We start from the raw sequence: 21,796 nt of genomic DNA on the forward strand, positions 1-21,796 counted from the left end.
CGCGGGCGGCTCGGCAGGGCGCTCCGGTCCGCGCGCCATGCTGCACCTACCCGCTTTCATCGATGGCGGCGCGAAGGGTGTCTTCGACACGCTGACTGTCGGATTGCGCGACGTTGAAGCGGAGATAGGGCGCGGCCGACTGGGACACGCTGAAGACGTTCCCCGGCGCCAGCACCACGCCCTTTCTCAGGCATCGGTTTGCAATGTCCGCCGAATCCAGCCCGTCTGGAAGCCGGCACCAGAGATAGAAGCCGCCTCGCGGCATGGTCCAGGGCGTGATCCCAAGTCTGTCCAGCCGCGTCGCCGTCCGGTCCATGGACACGGCCAGCCGCTGGCGAAGCTCGCTCATGTGCTTGCGATAGCTGCCGCCGGCCAGCACACTGGCAATCAGTTCCGTCGCCACGGGGCTGGGGCCGCCGAAACTCGTCGCGACCTGAAGGTCGATCAACCCCTCGATCCAGTCCGCCCGGGCGGCGATGTAGCCGCAGCGGACCGACCCTGACAGCGTCTTGGAGAAGCTGCCAATCCGAATGACGCGGTCGAAACCGTCCAGCACGGCCAGCCTCGCCGAGGCAGAGGGCTCGAAATCGGTGAAGATGTCATCCTCGACCACGATAAGATCGTGCGCGGCCGCCGCGCTCAGAAGCCGGTGTGCCGTCTGCGGCGACATGGTCGCCCCGGTCGGGTTATGGAGGGTTGAATTGGTGATGTAGAGGCGGGGCTTGTACGCTTTCAGCGCGGCCTCGAACGCGGCCGTATCGGGGCCCGTCTGGGTATAGGGAACCCCCACCAGCTCGACCCGATGCGCGCGCAGCAGAGCCTGGAAATTGAAGTAGCCGGGATCGTCCACCAGCACGGTGTCGCCCGGTCGCAGCAGAAAGCGGCAGATCAGGTCGATGGCCTGCGTTCCCGAGCCGGTAAGCAGCAGTTGATCGGCGCCGGCTTCGATCCCCTCATCGGCGAAGCGGCCGAGAAGCAGCCGTCGAAGCGCCAGCGATCCTCGCGTGCCGCCATAGTCCGTCAGAATGGAGGCCTGCCCGCGGGCGAGGCTGCGCAGCCCTTTGCGCAAGGCCTCGTTCGGCATCCACTCGGCGGGGAGCCATCCGCAACCGGGCTTTGCCATGGTGTCATCGGCGTCCAGCGATTGCCGCGATACCCAGAAAGGATCGACGGCGCGATCGCGGCGCGGCCCGAGTTCGCCGATGGCGAGCGGCGGCATGTTCGATCCGGTGACGTAGAAGCCGGACCCCCGCTTGGCCCGGATCACGCCTTCGGCGGCGAGACGGTCGTATGCCTCCACGACCGTCGAAGGCGAAACGCCCATGGTGTCGGCAAAGCTGCGCACCGAGGGCAGGCGGTCGCCCGGGCCGAGCACCCGGCTCGCTATCCGCGTTCGAATGGCATCCATCAGCCCTCGGGTCCGAGATCCTGCAAGCTGTCGTTCGATCGTATCGGACATTTGTATGGGCACCTTCAGGCATACAATTATGCCATTTTGTAAGGTTCTGTTCCTGTTTGAGCCAGCGAATTCGTTCTACCCGGATCGCGAAAGCGAGGGATCTATGGAACGCAGTACCGCCGGTTGGGGCAGTGGCCTTCTGGGCGTTATCATCTTCAGCGGTTCGCTGCCGGCCACGCGCGTGGCCGTATCGGATATGAGCCCCCTGTTCGTGACATCGGCGCGCGCGGTCGTCGCCGCGCTGCTGGGCGCGTTCTTCCTGGCCGTCCTTCGTCAAAGCAGGCCCGCGCGGGAGGACGTGCCATCTCTCGCCATTGTCGCGACCGGGGTGGTCGCCGGCTTTCCGCTGCTCACGGGCCTGGCTCTCCAGCACATAACCGCGGCGCATTCCGTCGTCTTCGTCGGCATGTTGCCGCTTTCGACGGCGATCTTCGGCGTCCTTCGCGGCGGCGAACGGCCCAAGCCCGCCTTCTGGCTATTCTCCACGATGGGCGGGGCGGCGATAGCCGGTTTCGCGCTTCGCAGCGGTGGAGGCGGGTCCGGAACCGGTGACTTGCTGATGGTGGCCGCGATCGTGCTGTGCGGCCTGGGGTATGCGGAAGGGGCAAGGCTGGCGAGGCGGCTGGGCGGCTGGCAGGTCATCAGTTGGGCGCTGCTGATCGCGCTGCCGATCATGGCTCTCGTCGCTGTCGCGGCAAGACCGGCCAGTTGGTCCGGGATCGGCTTCAGCGCCTGGCTCGGCTTCGGCTATGTCGCTGTCTTCTCCATGATGCTGGGCTTCGTATTCTGGTATCGCGGGCTGGCGCTGGGCGGAATTGCAGGCGTCGGCCAACTTCAACTGCTCCAACCGTTCCTGGGCCTGGTCCTTGCAGGCGCGGTGCTGGGAGAGACGGTGGGCTGGCCCATGATTGCCTCCGCCGCGTTCGTCATTCTCTGCGTAGTCGGCGCAAAGCGGTTCGCCTGATTTCGATCGGGCTCTGGCCGGAGGGCCGTGACCTTGGCGATGCGAGCAGCGTCCCGGCTTGAACCGAACCCGGATTGCTAGACGACCCGCGCTGCTTCAGCCGGTCATTGCCCTCCGAAGGGCGCCTCTCACTTGGCCGGGGGGCACTTCACGCGCGTCAAGGTGTAGTCCGCGAAAGGCTGCTCGGCCTTCCTGGCTTCACGCGCGACGATGCTCCAGTGGATGTGATCTGCCTGAACCTCCCAATGGTTCACGAATTGCGCATCCGCATAGGCATAAGTGATGTCGAAGCCGCCGACCTGGCTGGTGCCGGTTCCGGTCGACGTCATGGCGCCCCCGAAGCTGTCGGCCCAATAGCCCGTGATGTCGTTCCTGCTGCCGGGCAGCACCATCGTGCCGCCAAAAACGAGATGTGCGGCGTAGCGGTCGGCGGTATCGTCCCTGGCCGTGCTTTCCGTGTCGACGGAGAACATGGCGCCAAGGAGGATCGAGCGTCCCTCCAGCGTGGTCTTGACGGGTTTTCCCATGACTTCGCCGGTGCCAGCCCAGCAACCGGAAAGCGCCGTGACAGAGGGCGGCGCAGCAGGATTTCCAGGTTCGCCCGCCTGGGCAGTGCCTGTGGCGAGCGCCAGAGACGCGCCGATTGCGATCCAAAGTTGATGCACGATTTCCCCCCGACATGCCGATCCGCTGCCTGACCGAGCGCGGCCCATCCTGCAACTGGAAAGACGAATCGTGAGCCGATTCAAGGCGCCGGGAAAAGTCGCCCCCGGCCGGTCGGCATGACTTCCGGAAACCTACACAAGGTAGAGCGCGTCCTTCCGCTGCATCAGTTTCAGGCCGAACAGGGCGCCGATCAGTTCGAGCGACTGGCGCGGGTTGTCCAGGCGGAAGCGGCCGCTGAACGTGAGGCTGGCGAATTTCGGATCGGCGATCCGCACGGGCGCGGGGCTGTAGCGGGCCAGGCGCTGGACGGCGAAGCCCAGCGGCATGGCGTCGGCGTCCAGCCAGTCGCTCTGCCAGTCGGGATGCGTGGCGGGATCGAACGAGCCGGTCGAGAAGGAGGCGCCGTGCACAAGGGCCCAGCGGTCGGCGGGCACGACGCGGGCGGCCTGGCCCGCCACGTCAAGGCGCACGCGGCCGGAAAAGACGCGCAGTTCGCTGGCTTCGGCCAGATGATCGACGCTGAAGCTGGTGCCCAGCGCGACCATGCCGGCATGCGGCGTGCGGACTTCGAAAGGCCGCAAGGGATCGTGGTGAACGTCGAAGCGCGCGGCGCCTTGTTCCAGGCGGACATGGCGGCGCCCTTCCGAGAAATCGACCGCAACCCGCGATGCCGCGTCCAGCAGCAGGCCGGACCCGTCTGGCAGCTGGAAGCGCCGCCGTTCGCCTGTGCGGGTGGCAAAGCGCAGGCTGGGGGACGTTTCCGCAGCCTGCTCTCTCGCGAACCAGAGACCAGCGAAGGGCAGGGCGAGGGCACCGGCAAGTCCGGCCGCAATGGCCTGACGTCGGCCGACCAGCGGTCCGCGCCGATCGGAGCGGCCGTATTGGCGCGTTCCCGCGCCCGAACGCAGTTGCTGCAGCAGCGGCAAGTCCTGAGTAGGGGTATCTTCGCCATCAAGCGCATCGATCAATGCGGGATCGCCCAGCAGCCGGCGCATCCGGGCAAAGGCGGCGGCATTCTTCGGCGTTTCTCCCAGCCAGCGCGCCAGTTCACGGCGCTCGTCGGCGGTCAATTCATCGAAGCGGTCAGCCCAGTCGGCGGCGAGTTCGAGCGTGGTCAGCTTGTCATCCATTGTTTTTGTGCCCCTCTCCGGCCGTGTCCAGATCGCCCTCCAAGGCTTGCGTCAGGTCTGCCATGGCGCGCACGAGGTGCTTCTTCACGGTCTCCAGGTTCAGCCCGAGTTCCGAGGCGATCTCCTGCCGGGATTTTCCATCGACATGGCGCAGGCGGAAGACCCTGCGCCGCATCGGGGTCAGCCGGGCAAGCGCGGCTTCGAAGCGGGCGAAACGCTCCCGGTAGTCCAGCACCTCGTCTGCCAGCGGCATGTCGCAAACGAGTTCCAGCAGGTCGAGTTCGCCGCCCGGCCGGTTTGCCTGGCCGCTCTTGCGCACATCGGCGAGGATTACCGAATCCGCCACGCGAAAGGCATAGGCCAGCGGATGTTCGATGGCCTGCCGCTGTTCCTGTTCCATCACCCGGGCAAGGGTTTCCTGCACAACGTCCTCCACACCGTCGGGATCGCGCATGCGCTTGCGCACATAGCTTTTCAACCGGCCTACCCCGGCCAGCAGTGGGCTGGTGGCATTGCTCATGAACATGCGCGGCATCCCGGTCGAAAGAAGCGCGGCAGAGAAAAACCGCCGCGCTCGAAGTGTAGAGGCATGAGAGTGCCCGGCGGGGACAGGAGCGATTTTTGCGTCATCAGAACGTGCAGCGCATGCCAAGCGAGAAGACCCGGCCGGAGCGGGTCCGCGCCAGCAGGCGTTTGGCCTCCCGGTCGGTATATTGCGTGATCGGCGCGTCAGTGAGGTTGCGGGCCTCGAACATGGCCTGCAGGTTCCCCGTGAGCTTGGCGTGAGCCGCGAAATCCAGCGTCATCGCGCCCTCGATCCATTCGCCGATGTTGCCGTTGTTGCCGATGTCGATGCGATAGGTGCCGCGCCATGCCGCTGCCACGCGGGCGTCCCAGGTCCGGCCGGTGTAGTAGAGCGTGGCATTGCCCGACCAGCGCGAGAGGTCGATCAACGGCAGCTCCATCGCAGTTCCGTCGTAGATCACCTCGCTGTGGCCCGCGGCATATGTCAGGTTGGCCTGGATACCCAGCCGGTCGAAGGGCGCGGGCAGGAAGCGCAAATCGCGCTGGACCGCCGCTTCGGCACCGACGATGGAGGCGCCCTGGCCGTTCAGGGGCCGCACCACGTTGTAGAGTGCCGATCCGTCCAGCCCATCATAGAGGAAGGACAGCGGCAGCCCGGTCTCGGCATAAGCCATGACCGTGGTTTCGGAAGTGATGAAGGACGCCATGCGCTTGTAGAACAGGCCGAGCGAGGCATAGCCATCGTGCCCCATGTAGCGTTCCAGCGAGAGATCCAGCGCGGTCGCCGCGAAAGGCTTGAGCGCGGGGTTGCCCGTTTCGACCGTGCCGCCGAACGGGGTCGAGTTGACCGACGCAGCGGCGCGCACGTCGGCGACGTCGGGCTGGTTCAGGTTGCGGCTGGCGGAAAGGCGCAGGCGCACGTCGGGCGCCAGGTCAAGCCTCGCCTGAAGCGAAGGCAGCCACGCCGAATGGCGGCTGCGCTGCCCTACGGCGATCAGCGTCGTATCGTCGCTCGCTTCGCCCGAGGACAGGGTGTCCATCCGCAGGTACTGAAGGCCGAGTTCTGCCTCCACCGGGACCGTGCCCAGCGCGAAGTCGAACTGACCGAGGGCGAAGACGGCGTAACCATTCTCGCGCACGCGGTAGGCCGTGCCGGGAAGGTTGGAGGTGGCGGTGAGGTCGCGGGCCTGGCCGAGCGCGGCGAAAGTGGCGTCAAGATCGGCGACGACGTAGCGCGCGAGAGAGCGCGCGTGGATCAGGGCGGTGGCCGCCTGTTCGGCCTCGCCGCGATAATCGGCGGTAACGCGGCGTTCGTAGCCGCTATTGCCGAAAAACCGGTAGCTGCCGCCCATGCGCAGTTCGACATGCGCGCCGAGCCGCCGAACCAGTTCGACCCGGGCCGTTGCATTCTGGTTGAGGATGGCATCCTCGCGCACATCGGCGCGCATGAGGTTCCAGTTCGCCGCTTCGGCAATGTCGAAGCCATAAGCATTTCGCGGATGCGCGCCAGTGGCGACATAGGCGAAATCCTGGCCCGGGGCTTCCAGGAACACCTTGTCGAACACCGGTTCCTCGAAGTCCGATCGGGCATAGCCGGCGCGAACCTCGATGCGGGTCGAAGCGCCGAGCGGGCGCTGCAGGGAAAGCACGGCCTGGTTGAAGTCGGTGTGATCCTCGGTGATCTTGCGCTCGGTCCGCATGTCGATGCCGCTGAAATCCGCTGCGACCATCGTGTTGCCGACGATCTTCACCGAATTGAGCACTTGCGTTCCGTCCACGGTGCCGCTTGTGAGGCCATTGGTGCCGGCCGCCGCCAGCGAATATTCGCCGCGGTGGTTGGACAGGCGCGCGTGGATCAGGTCGAGCGTGACATGCAGGCCATCGTCGCTCTCATGCTCCAGCGATCCGACAAGGTTCAGGCGGTCGAAGCGGTTGGTCCATGTCGAGTAGGTCTGGCCCCGCGACATGTAGACGGGATCGCCGTCGCCGGTCAGTCGCGCCCGGTCTGCGGCGCCGACGCCGGGGCCGATGTTCGCCGTCCTGAACGTCACGGGCACCCAGTCCCAGTTGCGATAGCCGTATTCGGTCACCGCGTTGCGGCTGTAGGAGGCGGCGAACAGCGCGCCCCAATTGTCGCCCCGGCGCGAGATTTCGGCCGTGATCTGCGGGGTGACGGCGCTATCGTTCCCCGATTTGCGGGCCTGGACCGAAAGCAGGGTTACATCGCCCGGCCGGTCGAACGGCCGCAACGTGTGGAGCGCAACGGTACCGCCGATGCCTCCGGCGTCGAGATCGGCGGACCAGGTCTTGCGCACTTCCACCCCGGAAAACAGCCCGGCATCGAAAACCGAATAGTCGAAGCGCCGCTGGCGGCTGGCGGAGCCGCGATTGTCCATGCCGGAAGCGGTCGTCGCCAGCGCTTCGATCCCGTTCAGCGTGGTGCGGGTGAACAGCGGGCCCAGCCCGCGCAGCGAGATCTGCCGTCCTTCGCCGTTGTCCCGGCTGATGGCGATGCCCGGCAGGCGCTGCAGGGCATCGGCGGCGTTGTGATCGGGAAAGGCGGCAATGTCCTCCGCGCGCGTCACTTCCAGGGTGGAGCGGGCGGCGCGTTTCACGGCGACGGCCTGGCGCAGGCTTTCGCGGTAGCCGGTGACGACGATCGGTTCTGCGGGAGGTTCCTGCACGACCAGCTGGCCTGGCCCCGGCAGGGGCACGGTGACGGGCAAGGGCGCGGGAGCCGGGGTAACCAGATAGCCGCCCGGCACTTGCCTGACCGTGACGGGCAGCCTGTCGGTCACTTGCCGGATCGCCTCTGCCACCCCGAAGCGCCCCCGCACCGGGTGCGTGGTGCGCAGGTCGGCGGGTACCGAGGTGACGATCTGCACGCCGGAGCGGCGCGAAATCTCCGCCAGGGCGTCGGCAAGGCGGAGCACCGGGACGTGGAGCGAAACTTGTGCTTCGCGCGCCTCGGCGGCCACCGGGACGATGGCAAGCACGAGGCATGAGGCAGCAAGGCGGCGCGACCGGGCACCGGGGAGGAGCGAAGACACGGGGAGCGCCCTTTCGAGGGCGCGCCTAGCGCGGTCAGATGACAGTCATGTGAAATGGATGTGACTGAAAACCGGGAAGCGAGGCTCGATGAAAGCCGGCCCGGACGCGGCGGGGTCCGGGCCGGAAACGACAGGCAGTTCCGGGTGAGCGGCCTGTCTGTCGGGTGGGCTGTTACAAGGGCATAGGCGATCAGAATTCGAAGCGCACGCCGCCCATGATCGTGGTGCCCGAACGGGTGTTGACGTAGAGGCGCTTGGTGCTGTCCGAGTATTGCCTCTCGTGCTGGTTGGTGAGGTTGATCGCGTCGAGCGTGAGCTGGACGCCCTCCATTACCTTGTAGTGAGCCGAGGCATCGACATAGATCGTCGCGGCATAGCCGGAGAGATCCTGGTCCAGGCCCAGCGTGCTGGTGATCGGCGCCGCGCTGTAGACGTAGCTGCTGCGATAGTTGGCCGATCCGCGAATGTCGAACTTGGCATCCTGGTAGTAGAGCGTGATATTGCCGTTGTACTTGCTCAGGCCCTCCAGCGTGGTGTTGGCGCCGCCGGTGTACATCGTCGAATAGTCGTACTTCGAATTGACGTAGGTGAAGTTCACCGCCGTACCGAAGTGGTCGAAGGGCGCGGGCAGGAACGTGAAGTCGGTCTGCGCGGCCAGTTCCAGGCCCCAGAGGTCGGTCTTGCCCAGGTTCACCGGGCGCGAGAACGAGGTGACGACGGTGCTGCCCGTCACGCCCGAGACGAGGTCGGTCGAAAGTCCGGTCTCGCTGTAGGGCACGTCGTTGACGGTCTGGGTGGTGATGAAACCGTCCAGCGTCTTGTAGAACAGCGCCGCGCTGACCGATCCGACTTTGCCGAAGTAATATTCGAGCGAAAGGTCGAGGTCGGTGGACTTGTAGGGCTTCAGCGCCGGGTTGCCGACCGAGACGGACAGTTCGCCGTTGTCACCCACGGAAACGGTGCCATTGACCGCCAGCGAGCCGAGCGAAGGCCGGTTGATGTTGCGCGCGGCGGAGGCACGGACCACGAGGTTCTTCGTCGCGTCGAAGATCAGGTTCATGGCGGGCAGGAAGCCCTGGTAGCTCGAAGAGACGGCGATCGGGGTATCGGTTCCGCCCACCGTGCCGATGCCCGCGGAAAGGATGTCGGTGTGGTAGTAACGGCCGCCGACATTGCCGCGGAACGGCAGGTTTCCGAGCATGTGGTTCCAGTCATACTGGACATAGCCGGCAGCAGTACGCTCTTCCACCGCGAAGACGCTGTTCTTGGTGGTCAGATAGTCGCTACGGTCGATGCCGAGCACGTCGAGCGCCTTGTCGTAATCGACGATCACCCAGTCCTGGCCCTTGTAACCGGTATAGACCTTCGAATAATCGCTGATATCGGCGCTGACAGTGCCGTTCTTGAATGCGGTCAGCAGCGCGTCGTTGTAGGTGCGCTTGTAGCCCGAGTTCTTGAAGCGCCGCCATTCCCCGCCAATCGAGATCTTGTCGTCCGGGGTGATCTCATAGGCCAGCGCGCCCTTGACGTTGTCGAAGGCGGTGTCCTGGAAGCTCTGGTTCATGTCGATTTCGTGCGCGTGGTAATTCGCCGCGTCGCCCGTGTCCCAGCCATAAGTGTTGACCAGCGAGTAGTTGCCGCCGCGATAGTCGGAGATCACGTCGCCATAGGCTTCGGTATAGAAGTGGTCGTCCACCGGCATGTCGTAGCTGGAGCGCTCGATGCCGCCCAGGAACGTGGCTTTCAGGCCGGGCACGATCTCGGCATCGCCGCTGAGGACAAGCTGTTTGAAGGTGTTGGTGGTCTTCTGGATGCGCGTTTCCGTGGCCGTCTGGGCGCCGGACACATCGAGGTAGGTCACCTCGTTCTGCTCGTTCCATTCGATGTCGTTGATGGTGGAGTTGGGGTAGGTCACGCCGGCGAAAGTCTGACTACCGCCGAGCCAGGTCGAACCGCCGCCGCCGCGCGAGGCGAGGTGGGTTTCGAAACGGTCGGCCTTGTACTTGCCGTAAAGGCCGTCCAGCGTCAGGTGGACGGTATCGGCCGGGTTCCACTGCGCCGACGCGGTCACGCCAAGGCGGTCCTGCGTGCTGTCCCAGACCGACTGGCGGTTGCCGCGCGCGAAGCGCAGTTCGCCGGAATTGATCTTGTCCTGCTCCTCCTGCGTCAGGGCCGAAATGTTCGAGCCGTTGGCCTTGTTCAGGCGCCAGCGATACGTGTCGACGCCGGTTTCGCGGGTCTGGCGGTGGCTATAGGCAGCCGAGACGAGGATGCCGAAATCGCCCCAGTTCTTGGAGACGAGGCCGGTGAGGCGCGGCTGGAAGTCCTTGGTCAGCGTATTGGTGCCGCCCGAGGCGGAGAAGGCGACCTTGGTGCCCGAATAGTCGAACGGACGCGCGGTATAGAGACCCACGGTGCCGGCCAGCCCGCCTTCGGTCTGCTCGGCCGAGAACGACTTGCGCACATCCACGCGGTTGAAGAGTTCGGCGGCGAAGATGTTGAAGTCGAACGCGCGGTCGCGGGTGCCCTGGCCGCGGCTGTCCTGCGGGGAGTCGACGTTGCCCAGCACTTCCATGCCGTTCAGCTGGACGCGGGTGAAGTCCGGTCCCAGGCCGCGCAGACTGACGCGGCGGCCTTCGCCGGCTTCGCGGTTGATGGCGACGCCCGGCAGGCGCTGGAGCGCTTCGGCGAGGTTGAGGTCCGGGAAAGCGGCGATGTCGTCGGCGACGATCGAGTCCTGGATGATCGTGGCATTGCGCTTTACGTCGCGGGCACCCTGGAGGCTGGCGCGGAAGCCGGTGACGACGATGCTGCCATCGTCCTGCGTGGGAGCGGTCGCCCCCGTTTCAGCCTCCGCCAACGCGGGCTGCGCCGCGAAGGCGAGAGCTGTCGATACCAGCCAGAGACTGCGCCTGTTCCACATTGTCGTTTCCCTCATCTTCCATTGTTCGAAACCGCGGCCCGGATCGGGTCCGCAATCGAGGGTGAAGAGAGGGATGGGGTGGAGACGGGGACAAAAGAATTTTGTGAAAGTTCAAAGACTATTTATGACATTTCTGTGAAATTAATAAGGTTTGAGGTTGGTCGGGTGTGACAGTTGAAAAACCAACTAGATGTTTCGGGGTGCGTAGATGAGTTAGTGGTCATTGCTGGAGAATATTTTGTGAAAAACCGCGTCTCGGCGGAAACGAGCTTGCCAAGAGATGGCTGAGAACTTTCCACTTCGCCTGAGCAGCTGACGCCAATAAATGCCGAACGAACTGGCTGTGAGGTGATCGAGGAGCGTCTCCTGCCATCGGCAGATTCTGTCCGCCGAGCATCACACTCCATTGCCCGCTTCCGCGATTGTGTCCGATAGGGCGCCCAGCCTACATAGCGCCGGCGTTGCCGGCCCATGCGGTGCCGGGACTGCAGGAAAACGGAGATCGCTCGAATGCTCGCGAAAAGGCTCGCGCTGATGTTCGTCATGTTTGCGCTGTTGATGCCCGCCGCGGCCACGCCAGTTCTTGCGCAATCGGAGCCTTTGGCTGCGCTTTCGCAGGACCTTGCGGCGGCAGAGAGCGACATCCGGTCGGTCGACAGGTCGATGGATGCGCGCATGAGCGACAGCGATCAGAAGCTGGCCTGGGCCAAGGTTCTGGCCGCCAAGTCTTCGGCCACCGATACGAGCGCCAAGCTCCAGGAACAGATCACGCTGCTCGATGCCAAGCTCGAAGGGCTGGGGCCGCAGCCGAGCAGCGGAGAGGCCCCTGACATCCAGCGGCAGCGAGCGAGCCTGGCAAAGCAGCGCTCTGCCATCGACTCCGCGATCAAGCGCGGGAACCTGCTCGCCGTCGAGGCGCAGCAGCTTGCCGATGAGATTTCGGAGAGCCAGGCCCAGGAACTGGGCGAAAAGCTGTCTACACGCTCGCCTTCTCCGCTGGCGCCCGGTTTCTGGAGTGCGCTCGCTCACGCCTGGCCGCGCGACAGCAGGCGCGCCGCGATGTTCGTCCAGCAGGGGCGGTCCCAGATTGCCTACAGTTTCGATCACGGCACGCCCTGGCTCGCGCTGCTCGGCCTGATCGTGGGATTCCTCATCCTGGTTCCTCTGCGTTCGTTCGTGCGAAGCACCGGGCGAAAGATGCTCACCGAAGGTTTCCCGGCACGCTCGGTCCGCCGCTCGGCCAATGCCTTGTGGCGGGTGCTGGTCGGCACCCTGGCGCCGCTGCTGGCGGGGCTCGCCTTCGTTCAGGGGCTGCGCTGGGCATCCATGGTTCCGCCGAGCTGGAATGCGCTGCTGGGCACCTTCGTTGCCGCTGCGGCGTTCTCTGGCTTCACCATGTCCGTCCTGGGCGCGCTGCTCATGCGGAGTCAGCCCTCATGGAGAATAGCCCGGCTGAGCGACCAGGCCGCTTCTCGGCTGCGGCCCTATACCGTCGTACTCGGGTGTCTTGCCTTTTGCGCGATCATGTCGAACGCGCTCAATCTGACGCTGGGTACGAGCGCGACGGCCACGGCCTGCACCCAGGCCATTCTCGCGCTCTGCCATATCCTCCTGATCGGGGCGAGCCTGGTCACGCTCGGCCGGCTTCGCTCCGCGCAGGCCAGCGAGGGGAGCGGGCAGGTCGCTGCCGGGCTGGGCCTTGTCAATCTGCTGGCCTGGGTGGCGGTTGGGGGCGCTTTCCTGGCCCTGCTCACCGGCTATTTCGGGTTCAGTCTGTTCGTGCTGCAGATGATCGCCTGGGCGGTCGTGCTGGGCGCCGGCGTCTACCTGCTGATGGCAGCGATCGACGATGTCGCCTCGACGGTGTTCGACCGTTCGAGTCCCTTCGGGGATGCACTGGTTCGCAGCCTGGGCCTGCGCGGCAGTGCGATCGACCAGTTCGGCGTCCTGCTGTCAGGAATCCTGCGCGTCACGGTGGTGATCCTGGCACTCGGGATGCTGCTCTCGCCGTTCGGTGCGGGCAATGTCGACAGCCTGTTCGGGCGCCTTGGCCTTCTTGCGCAAGGTTTCGAAGTCGGCGGCGTCAGCGTTTCGCCCGGTGCGCTGGTGCGCGGAGGGCTGGTCCTGTTCGTCGGGCTGGCGCTTGTCAGGGCCTTCATGCGCTGGCTCGATCACCGATACCTGCCTGCCACGGATCTGGACGGAAGCGGGCGCAATTCGGTCAGCCTCGTCGCGCGCTATGTCGGCGTGGCCCTCGCGGTAATCTGGGGGCTGGCTTCGCTCGGGATCGGTGTCGAGCGTATTGCGATATTGCTTTCGGCGCTCTCGGTCGGGATCGGTTTCGGCCTTCAGGCGATCACGCAGAATTTCGTGTCGGGCCTCATCCTGCTTGCCGAGCGGCCCATAAAGATCGGCGATCTCGTCCGCGTCGGCACCGACGAGGGCGACGTCAAGCGGATCAGCGTCCGGTCGACCGAAATCGAACTGGCCGATCATTCCACCCTGATCGTGCCGAATTCCGAGCTGATCACGAAAACGGTCCTCAACAAGACACTGGCCAGCCCACTGGGCCGCCTGCAGATCCAGTTCTCCGTACCGATCGATGTCGACGCAGACGCAGTTCGCAAGATCGTGCTGGAAACTTACGCGGCCGAGGAAAGCGTGCTCAGCGAGCCCGCACCTTCCGTGTTCATCGATTCCATTGCCGATGGGCGGATATTCTTCAACAGTTTCGCCCACGTAGCCACGCCCCGCGCGGCCTACGGAGCGCGCAGCAATTCGTTCGCCACTCTCCTCCGCCGGTTCCGCCAGGACGGAATCGCGATCGGCACGGTCCCGCAGCGGCTCGAACTGGTAGGGGCCTTGCCCGGCGACAGAGATAGCTGACCGGCGGCGGGCAACGCGGACCTTTCGGGCGCCGCGCGATCGGCGCTACCTGCCAGGGCATGTGATCCGAAAATGCGCTCCGCGCTCCGAAGGGATGAGCTCCAGTTCGCCGCCGTACGCCTGGAGCAACGAACGCGCGATCGGCAGACCCAGTCCAGTGCCGCCCAGTTCGCGCTTGCTGGTGAAGAAAGGCGCGAAGATGCGCAGATGGTCCGCCTCGGGAATGCCCGGCCCGTCATCGACGAGATCGATATGGACTACGCCAGGCGCTGGGTGAAGGGCGATATCGAGGCGCCTCGCGCCTGCTTGCCGCGCATTTTCGGCCAGCGTGGTCAGCACGGTTTCCAGGGCATCGCCGTCGATGGAGACATGGGTTTCGTGCTCAGGCAGGTCCACGGCAATTGCGAAGTCTTCGGCCGAGAGTGCATCGGCCACCGCCATCAGCACGGCTCCGGGGCGGACCGCCGCATCGGCGGCACCTATCAGCACATCGGCGCGGGCGAGTTCCATCAACCGGCCGACCAGGCGGGACAGGCGCCGGGCATCGGCGGCCATGTTGGCCAGGAACCGTTCGCTCTCCGCGGGTGACATCTGGGCTCCGTGATCCTGCAGCAGCTCGATGGCGCCGGAAATCCCGGCGAGCGGCGTCTTGAATTCGTGGCTCAGCGAGGAGGAGAAATCGCGCAGATAGCGGGAGCGTTTTTCAATCGCGTCTGCCATTTGCTCGAAATCTTCGTAGAGCGCCCGGATCTCGATGACTTGCAGGGTGGGTTGCGGCGCGGATATGCGCGCACCGGAAGCGAGGGCGCGGGTGGCGCGGCTCAATCCTTCGATCGGGCGCACGATGGCGCGGGAAAGCACGGCCGAGAGCATCAACAGCATAGCGAAGATCGCCGCAACGCCCAGGGCGATCTTGCCCCGATCCTCATAGATGCCCAGTGCCAGCGCGCGCGGCGAGCGCGACAGCAGCAGCACACCCGCGACTTTGCCGTCGATCACGATAGGGCGTGCATGGTGAAGGCGGATGTTTGCGGCGCGGCTTAGCCAGTCGAGCGCATGATGGGCCGGGTGGCCCTCGTTCTCGCGCAGGGTGGTGGTTGGCATACCGGCGAGTGCGGCGCGGACCTCGGGCAAGGCTGCGAGGCTGCCGCCCGCCTCCCGGCCGTTGAGCAGGATGCCTTTCCGATCCAGGATAAGGATGGAGGCGAGAGTGGTGATCTTGGTCTGCTGGAAGGCGGGCATCATCCGCCCTGCCAGCGCCATCGCGGCGGGATCGGGCTGGCTCGCGGCGGGTTGGGCATGGGGGCGGGGCGCCAGGATCGGCGAGGAGCGCAAGTCCACTTCCGTCACGCGGTCATGATAGCGCTCTGGCGGGGCGGGCGGCGGGCCCGGGCGCGCGCCGGGCAGGGCGATGGCGCTGCCGACGACTGCGGCGCTGGCGGCAAGCGCGGCGCCTTGGGCGACCAGTTCCGCTTCGGTTCGTCGCACCAGGGCGTTTTCGTAGATCCGCAGGAAGATTGCCCCGAAGCCCGGCAGCGCGGCGACGAACACCATCGTTCCCAGCAGGATGGTGCGCAGACGCAGGATCGGCCAGTGCCGGACGACGGTGGCCCGGATTTGATCCCAGAGCTTGTCGATCATCCCTGCGCCGTCGCGCCGGTGCAGGTCCCGAGGCGGTAGCCGATCCCCGCGCGGGTCTCGATCAGGTCGCTGCCGCCCGCTTCGGCAAATTTGCGGCGCAAGTTGCGGACATGGCTGTCGATCGTGCGATCGGTGAGCGCGAAGCCCGGGCCGCGGAGGCGGTCGATAATCTGGTCGCGCGAGAAGATGCGGGTGGGCCCGGCCAGCAAGGTGCGCAGGATGGTGAACTCGGTCACGGTAAGGCCGACCTCGTGGCCGTGCCACTGCGCGGTCCAGCTCTCTGGATCGAGACTGAGCAGACCGTGACGCAGCACTGTGACCGTGTCGGCCGGGCTTGCCGAGGATCCGCTCCGCGAGCCGGTGCGGCGAAGGATCGCCATCGATCGGGCCACGACTTCGCGCGGGGAGAACGGCTTCACCACATAGTCGTCGCCGCCCAGTTCGATGCCCAGCACACGGTCGATCTCGTCATCGCGCGAGGACAGGAAGAATATCGGCACCTCGCTCGTGGCGCGTAGGCGGCGGCAGACTTCAAGACCGTCCATGCGCGGCATATTGATGTCAAGGATCACCAGATCGGGGGCGTGGCGTTCGACTTGCGCCAGCGCTTCCTCTCCGTCCCCGGCTTCGAGCGTGCCGAAACCGGCCTTGCCGAAGGCGAAGACGAGCAACTGGCGGATATGGGGATCGTCGTCGACGAGGAGGATCGTGCCGGGCATGGTGGAGATGTTCATGTCCACAGGGCCCCTGTCAATGCGGCGAAGGGGGCTGTGATGGGGATTGCGGCGTTGCAGGCAGCGGTGTCGGCGGGCTGGGCGGGGCCGGCGGCAAGGCTGCGGCAGGCTCGGGTATCCGCGAGCCGTCGCATTCACGCGGGCCTTCTCCCATGTCCATCCGTGGCAAGCCCGCGGCGAGGGCATCAGCCTGGGCACGTCGGCTTGCGTGGAGGAGGCCGCCGTTCATCGGATCGCCGCGTTCCACTCGCTTGCGGACGGCGTGCACGCGCATTCGAAATTCGGGCTGAAGCTCGCGGCGTCCTTCGAGTTCGAGCAGGGGAAGAAGGGCGGAATCGCCTTGCTGGCCAAGATAGCACAAGTCCAGAACCGCCCCGGCGCCGCCGACCTCGCGGGCGTGACGTACATTCCAGGTTGCCGCTACCGTACCGAAGTCGATGAAGCTGGCTATGGTCAGCATCAGGGCGGTAATCGCGAGATTGACGTTGACCAGCCAGGCCGAACTGCGATCGCGCAGCAGGCGCCAGCAGATCGTGGCAAGGCCGAAAGCAACGAGCACCATCCAGGCCAGCGCCGCGATCCGCAAGCAGGTGAGCGAATAGGCTTCGACATAATCGACCGTGCGCTGGATCGATGAGGCGACGAGGACGATGTTCTGCGCGATCCACAAGGTCACCAGCCATCGGATCATGGGCGAACCGGCGGTCTCGGAACCCGGACGCAGCGCGATCAGCACGAAGAAGGCTGCCAGCACTGCCGTGGCGATCAGCGGGTAGGCACCGCGGTGCGCATAGTCGGCCAGCGTCATGCCTTCGGGCAAGGATGCCATGCCCCACAGATAGGCCGCGTCGAGCAGGTTCTGCACGGCGAAGATCGCGTTGAAGACCACCAGCGAGATCATGATCGACGCAGGCGAGAATCCCGGCAGGCGGGTATCTCCCCGTCCTTCGAACAGAGGGTGGGGGCGTTTCAGCAGGCTGGGACGCAGCAGGCTCCAGAGCATGGCGAAGAACAAAGACCACAAGAAGGCCCGGCAGATCGTGAGGAAACTCGTGTCGATCGCCAGCAGTGCGGAGGCAGCCCGCGCCAGTATGGGATTGGCGGCGCAGAACAGCGCTGCAATAATCGTCCCTCCCAGCAAGGGGATCGTGAGCAGGGAAGCGGCCCGGCGTATGCCGATCCGCTTGCCGTGGCCAGCCCTGCGGACTCGCGCGATGCGCCGCAGGTCGATAAAGGGCCCGAACGGCGTGCGCAGCCCCTGCCACAAAAGACGCTGCGCCCATTGCCAGCCGTCATCGAAGCGGCCAGCCTGCGGCAGCAGGGCCGCCATGCCTGCTGCAAGCCAGAACAGCATCACCGACAGCAGGCTGGCATCCCAGGCCAGAGCGAGCGCGAAAACGGTCGCTGCCATGACTGCCAGCAGAGCCGCGCCGCTCCGCCGCACGGCCGGCCTTCCAACCAGCAGGCCGGCGAGCAGGGCGAGTGCGAGGACGCCGGGCGCTCCGCCGATCGGTCCGCGTTGATAGAAGAGCCAGTCACCCAGTCCGGCGAAAGCCAGGCCCATCGCCGGCTTCCATCGAAAGCTGGAGCCCAAGCGCGATCTAGCGAGTTGCATTCGTGTATCTCCCTGAAAGACGGGAGTTATCATGAGCGGCCAACTGCGCAGCCGGTAATGGCATGGTGGTCAATTCTTGGCGCAAGGACTGTGCAGAACCCGTGCAGAGCGAGTGATGCTTCCCGGTAATCGGCCGTTATCCGCTATCGTGATGTGTTCGACTTGGATGCAGGATTTGAAACTGCGTGTTCACGCCCCTTGTCTGAATGCAGTTCGAGAAACTACCTCGGCTCCACCAGTAAAGTGGAGAACATACATGCGTTTTCGTGCGATCATGTCCATTCCATTGATCTCAGGGCTCATGCTATCGGCCTGTGGCGGCGAGAGGTCCCCGGGAGACGGGGGATACGAAAATGTGACGGCAGGCAACGGTGGCACTGAGCGCTATGACGGAAAGACGGTCAGCCCGATCCACCGCGTGGTCAGCGAACCCGTCTCGACATTTGCCGTCGACGTCGACACGGGCTCCTACACCAATGTCCGGCGCATGTTGATGGGCGGGCAACCCGTGCCGGAAGAAGCTGTGCGGACAGAGGAAATGATCAACTACTTCCGGTACGACTATCCACTGGCGACCGATCGCACGGCGCCGTTCAGCGTGACGACGGACGTCACCACCACGCCATGGGACAGGCGGACCCGGCTTCTGCGCATCGGCCTGCGCGGCTATGACGTGGCACGGTCCGAACGTCCGGCGGCGAACCTGGTCTTCATGGTGGACGTGTCCGGGTCCATGGACGCACCGGACAAGCTGCCGCTGGTGAAGCAGGCGCTGTCGATCCTAGCTGACGGACTGCGGGCGGAGGACAGCATTTCCATCATCACGTATTCGGGCTCGGTGGCGACATTGGTCGATGGCAGCCACGACGCTGCTGCGGTCAAGGCGGCGCTGTCCGGGCTGGAGGCAGGCGGCGGCACGGCCGGAGGCCCGGCGTTGTCGATGGCGTACGACCTTGCGCGGGCGCATCGCATTCCGGGCGGAATCAACCGGATCGTCATGGCGACCGATGGGGACTTCAACCTCGGTTTGTCCGATCAGGCGGGGCTCGAGGCCATGGTCCGGCAGAACCGCGAGGACGGCATCACGCTGACGACGCTTGGCTTCGGCCAGGGCAACTACAACGATGCGATGATGGAAGCGGTCGCCGATCTCGGCAACGGCAACCACGCCTACATCGACAACCTGATGGAGGCGCGCAAGGTGCTGGACGAGGAATTGTCGTCCACGTTGTTCACCATTGCCAAGGACGTAAAGATGCAAGTCGAATTCAACCCGGCCGTTGTCGGCGAATATCGCCTGATCGGCTATGAGAACCGCGCGCTGCGGGAGGAGGACTTCGTCGATGACAAGGTGGACGCCGGCGAGATCGGAGCAGGGCACCAGGTTACTGCGATCTACGAGATCGTGCCCGCGGGGCAGTTGGGATGGCTGCCTGCCCGAAAATACGCTGCAAACACCGCGACTGCGTCGGCCGCGGCTGCGAATCCCGTTGAGGCTGCAACCGTGCGGCTTCGCTACAAGCTTCCGGACGAAACGGAAAGCCGGCTTCTCGAAGCGCCAGTCGCTGCCGGCCGCCTTGGCGCCGCAACGGCGCCGGTAGGCGATGCCGCATTCGCCATCGCGGTGGCCGCGTTCGGGCAGAAGCTGCGCCGGGACAGCCGGCTGGCAGACTTCGGCTACGCCGATATTGCGCGTCTCGCCGGGCACCCGGCGAATTACTGGCGACAGGAATTCGTGGCGATGACCAATTTGGCGGCACGTTCCGACGGCCAGACGGAGCGGGGCCGCGCCGGGCTTTCCGCCTCAGACCCCAATGGTGCGGGTTATGCGCTTAGGCCATGATCGATTGCGGCGGGCAGGCTGAGGACCACGAGCAGTCCGCCGCCGTCCTGGCGATCTTCGAGCCGGACCGTCCCGCCTGCCAGCTTCATCGCTTTCACAGCGATGGACAGGCCGAGGCCGCTGCCCGCTTCGTTCGCGGTGCCGCGCTCGAAGCGGCGCAGCAGGCGGTCGCGATCGGCCGGGGGCACGCCGCGGCCCCGGTCGCCCACGGTAATGGCAAGGCGATCGGAACTGCGGACGATGGCGATGTCCACTTGTCCGCCGTCCCGCGCATGGACCGTCGCATTGCCGATCACGGCCGAGAGTGCGATCTGCAGCGAGGAGGGGTCGCAGCGCCAGCGCACGATGTGATCGGGCGTGACGGAGAACTCCATCGTTTCAGGCGGCAGATGGATCAGCGTTTCGGCCACGACGTCCGCCACCAGTGCATGGACGTCCACCGAGCGGGTGGACACCGCCGTCGCGTTCAGACGGGCAAGGGTGAGCATCCCGTCGATCAGGTCGCCGGCCCGGTCCACTACCGCGAGCAGCCGGTTCGTTTCCTCCTGCTGCGGGGCGGGCACGCTCTTGCGCAGGAGCTGCGCCTGGGCGCGGATCGCCGCCAGCGGCGTACGCAGTTCATGCGCGACATCGTCGGTAAAGGCCTGTTCCAACTCGTAGGCCTGGTCGAGGCGAACGAACAGCTTGTTCAGCGCGACGATCAGCGGGCCGAGGTCGCGCGACCAGTCGCCGCGCGCCAGCGGCGTCAGGTCCGCCAATGAGCGGGCGTTCAGCGTGCTTGCCAGCCGCTCGACTTCGGACAGGCTCTTGCGCAGGGTCCACCAGAGCACGAGCATGCTGGCCGCGATCAGCAGCAGGAGCGGCAGGGCCAGCTTGCGCAGTACCGGAACCATCGAGAATTCGCGCATGGTGTCGCGTTCCGCCACCACCACCAGCAGGCGGGGGTCGCGGCCAGGCAGTCCGTAACTGCGCCAATGATCGCCCACGGCGATGAAATCGTGCAGTCCGGGTTGGCGCGGCACGAGGCTGACCGGCGCGCCCCAGCCGGACTGGGCGACCGGCTGGCCCTCCCAGAAGACCGCGAACATGCACCAGTCGTAGGAGGCGTGAAAGGCCTTGCGCTCCTCGTCCGACAGCAGAGGATCATCGTCGAGTTTCTGCGGCTCCCGTGCCTGATCCTGGCCTTGATTTTGGCCGCGGGCGGCGAGCACGCCTGCGGTCAGCTCGTCCTGCATCATCATGTAGAGCAGGCGCGAGGCGTTCACCAGCTGCGCATCGGAGGCGCGGCCGATCTCCCGGTTGGTGACGGAATAGAGGATCGCGCCCATGCCCAGGCCCGTCAGCGCCAGCAGGATCAGCACGCGGCGATAGAGCCGGCTGGAAAGCGACGAGCGCTTCATGCGTGCGGCCCGCCCACCATGTAGCCGAGCCCGCGCGCGGTGCGGATGAAGTCGCGCCCGAACTTGCGGCGCAGCGCGGATATGGCGACTTCGACGGTGTTCGATTCCACCCAGTGCTCCTGGTCGTAGAGTTCGCCTTCGAGGTCGGCCTTGGAGACGAAGCGCCGGGCGCGTCGCATCAGCAGGGCGAGCACGCGAAATTCCTTGGCGGTCAGCGCCACCACCTCGCCCTCCAGCGAGGCGACGTGGCCGGAGAAATCCAGCGTCACTTCGCCCACGCTCACGCTGTCGGCCGAGCGGCCGTCCTTACGCCGAAGCTGCGAGCGGATGCGCGCGGCCAGTTCCTCCAGGTCCACGGGCTTGACCACATAGTCGTCGGCGCCGGCGTCCAGCCCGGCCACGCGCTGGCGGGTACGGTCGAAGGCGGTCACGACGATGACAGGCGTTGCATTGCCCTCTGCGCGGAGCTGGCGCAGCACCTCCAGCCCGCCCATGCGCGGCATGCCGAGGTCCAGCAGGATCACATCGTAAGCGTTCACGCTGGCCGCTTCGAGGACGTCGTCGCCCCGCGCGAAGAGATCGACCACATAGCCGTCCAGCTCCAGCGCGCGCTTCATCGCCGGGCCGAGGTCGGCATCGTCTTCGGCAACCAGCAGACGGGGCAAGGGCCAGGCTCCCAGAGCAAGTGAGCGGCACGGATCCGCCGCGGCAAGCCTTTCGCCTATGCCAGCTTTCGGGGGCCGTCAAACGGGCGAAATATCTTTTTCGCGCCATCAGCCTCGCATCAGCTTCGGGGTCTAGGGCCTGTGGATCGACCTGAATTCAGGCGGCGCTTTTGCAGGAACCCCCCTCCGCCACACCCGGCAAAGACCGGCAGGCGGAGCCATCACGGCCCATTCGAATATGACCATCCACCAGTCTCCGCGCGATCTCGCATCCGGGATCGTAACCCGTCCCTCC

Annotated in this window: 14 protein-coding genes; 3 read left to right on the forward strand and 11 right to left on the reverse strand. The window is 65.6% G+C overall.

What is annotated here, in order from left to right; genetic code table 11:
• Window positions 1–46: 46 nt before the first annotated feature.
• On the reverse strand, window positions 47–1,408 hold the full coding sequence (locus EDF57_RS11850; protein ID WP_134094409.1) for a PLP-dependent aminotransferase family protein: 1,362 nt from the start codon (window positions 1,406–1,408) through the stop codon (window positions 47–49).
• A 154-nt stretch (window positions 1,409–1,562) separates the two neighbouring features.
• Here EDF57_RS11850 and EDF57_RS11855 point away from each other — a divergent pair, with 154 nt between their 5' ends.
• Window positions 1,563–2,423: a DMT family transporter gene (locus tag EDF57_RS11855; RefSeq protein WP_134094410.1), complete on the forward strand. Its 861-nt coding sequence runs from the start codon at window positions 1,563–1,565 to the stop codon at window positions 2,421–2,423.
• Between the two features lie 128 nt (window positions 2,424–2,551).
• On the opposite strand, the gene EDF57_RS11860 is transcribed toward EDF57_RS11855, so the two are convergent.
• The 5 genes from EDF57_RS11860 to EDF57_RS11880 all read right to left on the reverse strand — a co-directional run bounded on the left by EDF57_RS11860 (window position 2,552) and on the right by EDF57_RS11880 (window position 10,717).
• Window positions 2,552–2,950: a hypothetical protein gene (locus EDF57_RS11860; protein ID WP_243841023.1), complete on the reverse strand. Its 399-nt coding sequence runs from the start codon at window positions 2,948–2,950 to the stop codon at window positions 2,552–2,554.
• A gap of 270 nt (window positions 2,951–3,220) precedes the next feature.
• Window positions 3,221–4,219 (reverse strand): FecR domain-containing protein, encoded by a 999-nt coding sequence (locus EDF57_RS11865; protein ID WP_134094412.1) that lies wholly within the window; start codon window positions 4,217–4,219, stop codon window positions 3,221–3,223.
• Window positions 4,212–4,745: a sigma-70 family RNA polymerase sigma factor gene (locus EDF57_RS11870; protein ID WP_243841024.1), complete on the reverse strand. Its 534-nt coding sequence runs from the start codon at window positions 4,743–4,745 to the stop codon at window positions 4,212–4,214. The genes EDF57_RS11865 and EDF57_RS11870 overlap by 8 nt, the downstream gene beginning before the upstream one ends.
• A gap of 103 nt (window positions 4,746–4,848) precedes the next feature.
• A complete protein-coding gene (locus tag EDF57_RS11875; RefSeq protein ID WP_166675253.1) occupies window positions 4,849–7,740 on the reverse strand; it encodes a TonB-dependent receptor in 2,892 nt (963 codons plus the stop codon).
• A 244-nt stretch (window positions 7,741–7,984) separates the two neighbouring features.
• Window positions 7,985–10,717, reverse strand: coding sequence for a TonB-dependent receptor (locus tag EDF57_RS11880; protein ID WP_134094414.1), 2,733 nt, complete (start codon window positions 10,715–10,717; stop codon window positions 7,985–7,987).
• A gap of 510 nt (window positions 10,718–11,227) precedes the next feature.
• Here EDF57_RS11880 and EDF57_RS11885 point away from each other — a divergent pair.
• Complete coding sequence (locus EDF57_RS11885) at window positions 11,228–13,603, forward strand: DUF3772 domain-containing protein (protein ID WP_243841025.1); 2,376 nt, start codon at window positions 11,228–11,230, stop codon at window positions 13,601–13,603.
• 45 nt (window positions 13,604–13,648) lie between these two features.
• Here the strand turns inward: EDF57_RS11885 and EDF57_RS11890 are convergent, their stop codons facing one another.
• From EDF57_RS11890 to EDF57_RS11900, 3 genes are read right to left on the reverse strand one after another with little or no spacing between them, the layout of a single operon-like run.
• On the reverse strand, window positions 13,649–15,244 hold the full coding sequence (locus EDF57_RS11890; RefSeq protein ID WP_134094415.1) for a HAMP domain-containing sensor histidine kinase: 1,596 nt from the start codon (window positions 15,242–15,244) through the stop codon (window positions 13,649–13,651).
• Window positions 15,241–15,978, reverse strand: coding sequence for a response regulator transcription factor (locus EDF57_RS11895; protein ID WP_243841026.1), 738 nt, complete (start codon window positions 15,976–15,978; stop codon window positions 15,241–15,243). Before EDF57_RS11895 ends, EDF57_RS11890 begins: the two co-directional genes overlap by 4 nt.
• Window positions 15,979–15,994: 16 nt before the next feature.
• Complete coding sequence (locus EDF57_RS11900) at window positions 15,995–17,593, reverse strand: DUF4173 domain-containing protein (protein ID WP_134094416.1); 1,599 nt, start codon at window positions 17,591–17,593, stop codon at window positions 15,995–15,997.
• Between the two features lie 115 nt (window positions 17,594–17,708).
• Here EDF57_RS11900 and EDF57_RS11905 point away from each other — a divergent pair, with 115 nt between their 5' ends.
• Window positions 17,709–19,436 carry a von Willebrand factor type A domain-containing protein gene (locus EDF57_RS11905; protein ID WP_243841027.1) on the forward strand — a complete coding sequence of 576 codons (1,728 nt, stop codon included), beginning with the start codon at window positions 17,709–17,711 and terminating at the stop codon, window positions 19,434–19,436.
• Here the strand turns inward: EDF57_RS11905 and EDF57_RS11910 are convergent.
• Both EDF57_RS11910 and EDF57_RS11915 read right to left on the reverse strand, forming a co-directional pair.
• Window positions 19,418–20,836, reverse strand: coding sequence for a HAMP domain-containing sensor histidine kinase (locus EDF57_RS11910; protein ID WP_134094417.1), 1,419 nt, complete (start codon window positions 20,834–20,836; stop codon window positions 19,418–19,420). The two genes, EDF57_RS11905 and EDF57_RS11910, sit on opposite strands and share 19 nt — an antisense overlap.
• Complete coding sequence (locus tag EDF57_RS11915; protein WP_207912989.1) at window positions 20,833–21,501, reverse strand: response regulator transcription factor; 669 nt, start codon at window positions 21,499–21,501, stop codon at window positions 20,833–20,835. The genes EDF57_RS11910 and EDF57_RS11915 overlap by 4 nt, the downstream gene beginning before the upstream one ends.
• Between the last annotated feature and the right edge of the window lie 295 nt (window positions 21,502–21,796).

The organism is Novosphingobium sp. PhB55 (assembly GCF_004368805.1).
Taxonomy (GTDB): domain Bacteria; phylum Pseudomonadota; class Alphaproteobacteria; order Sphingomonadales; family Sphingomonadaceae; genus Novosphingobium.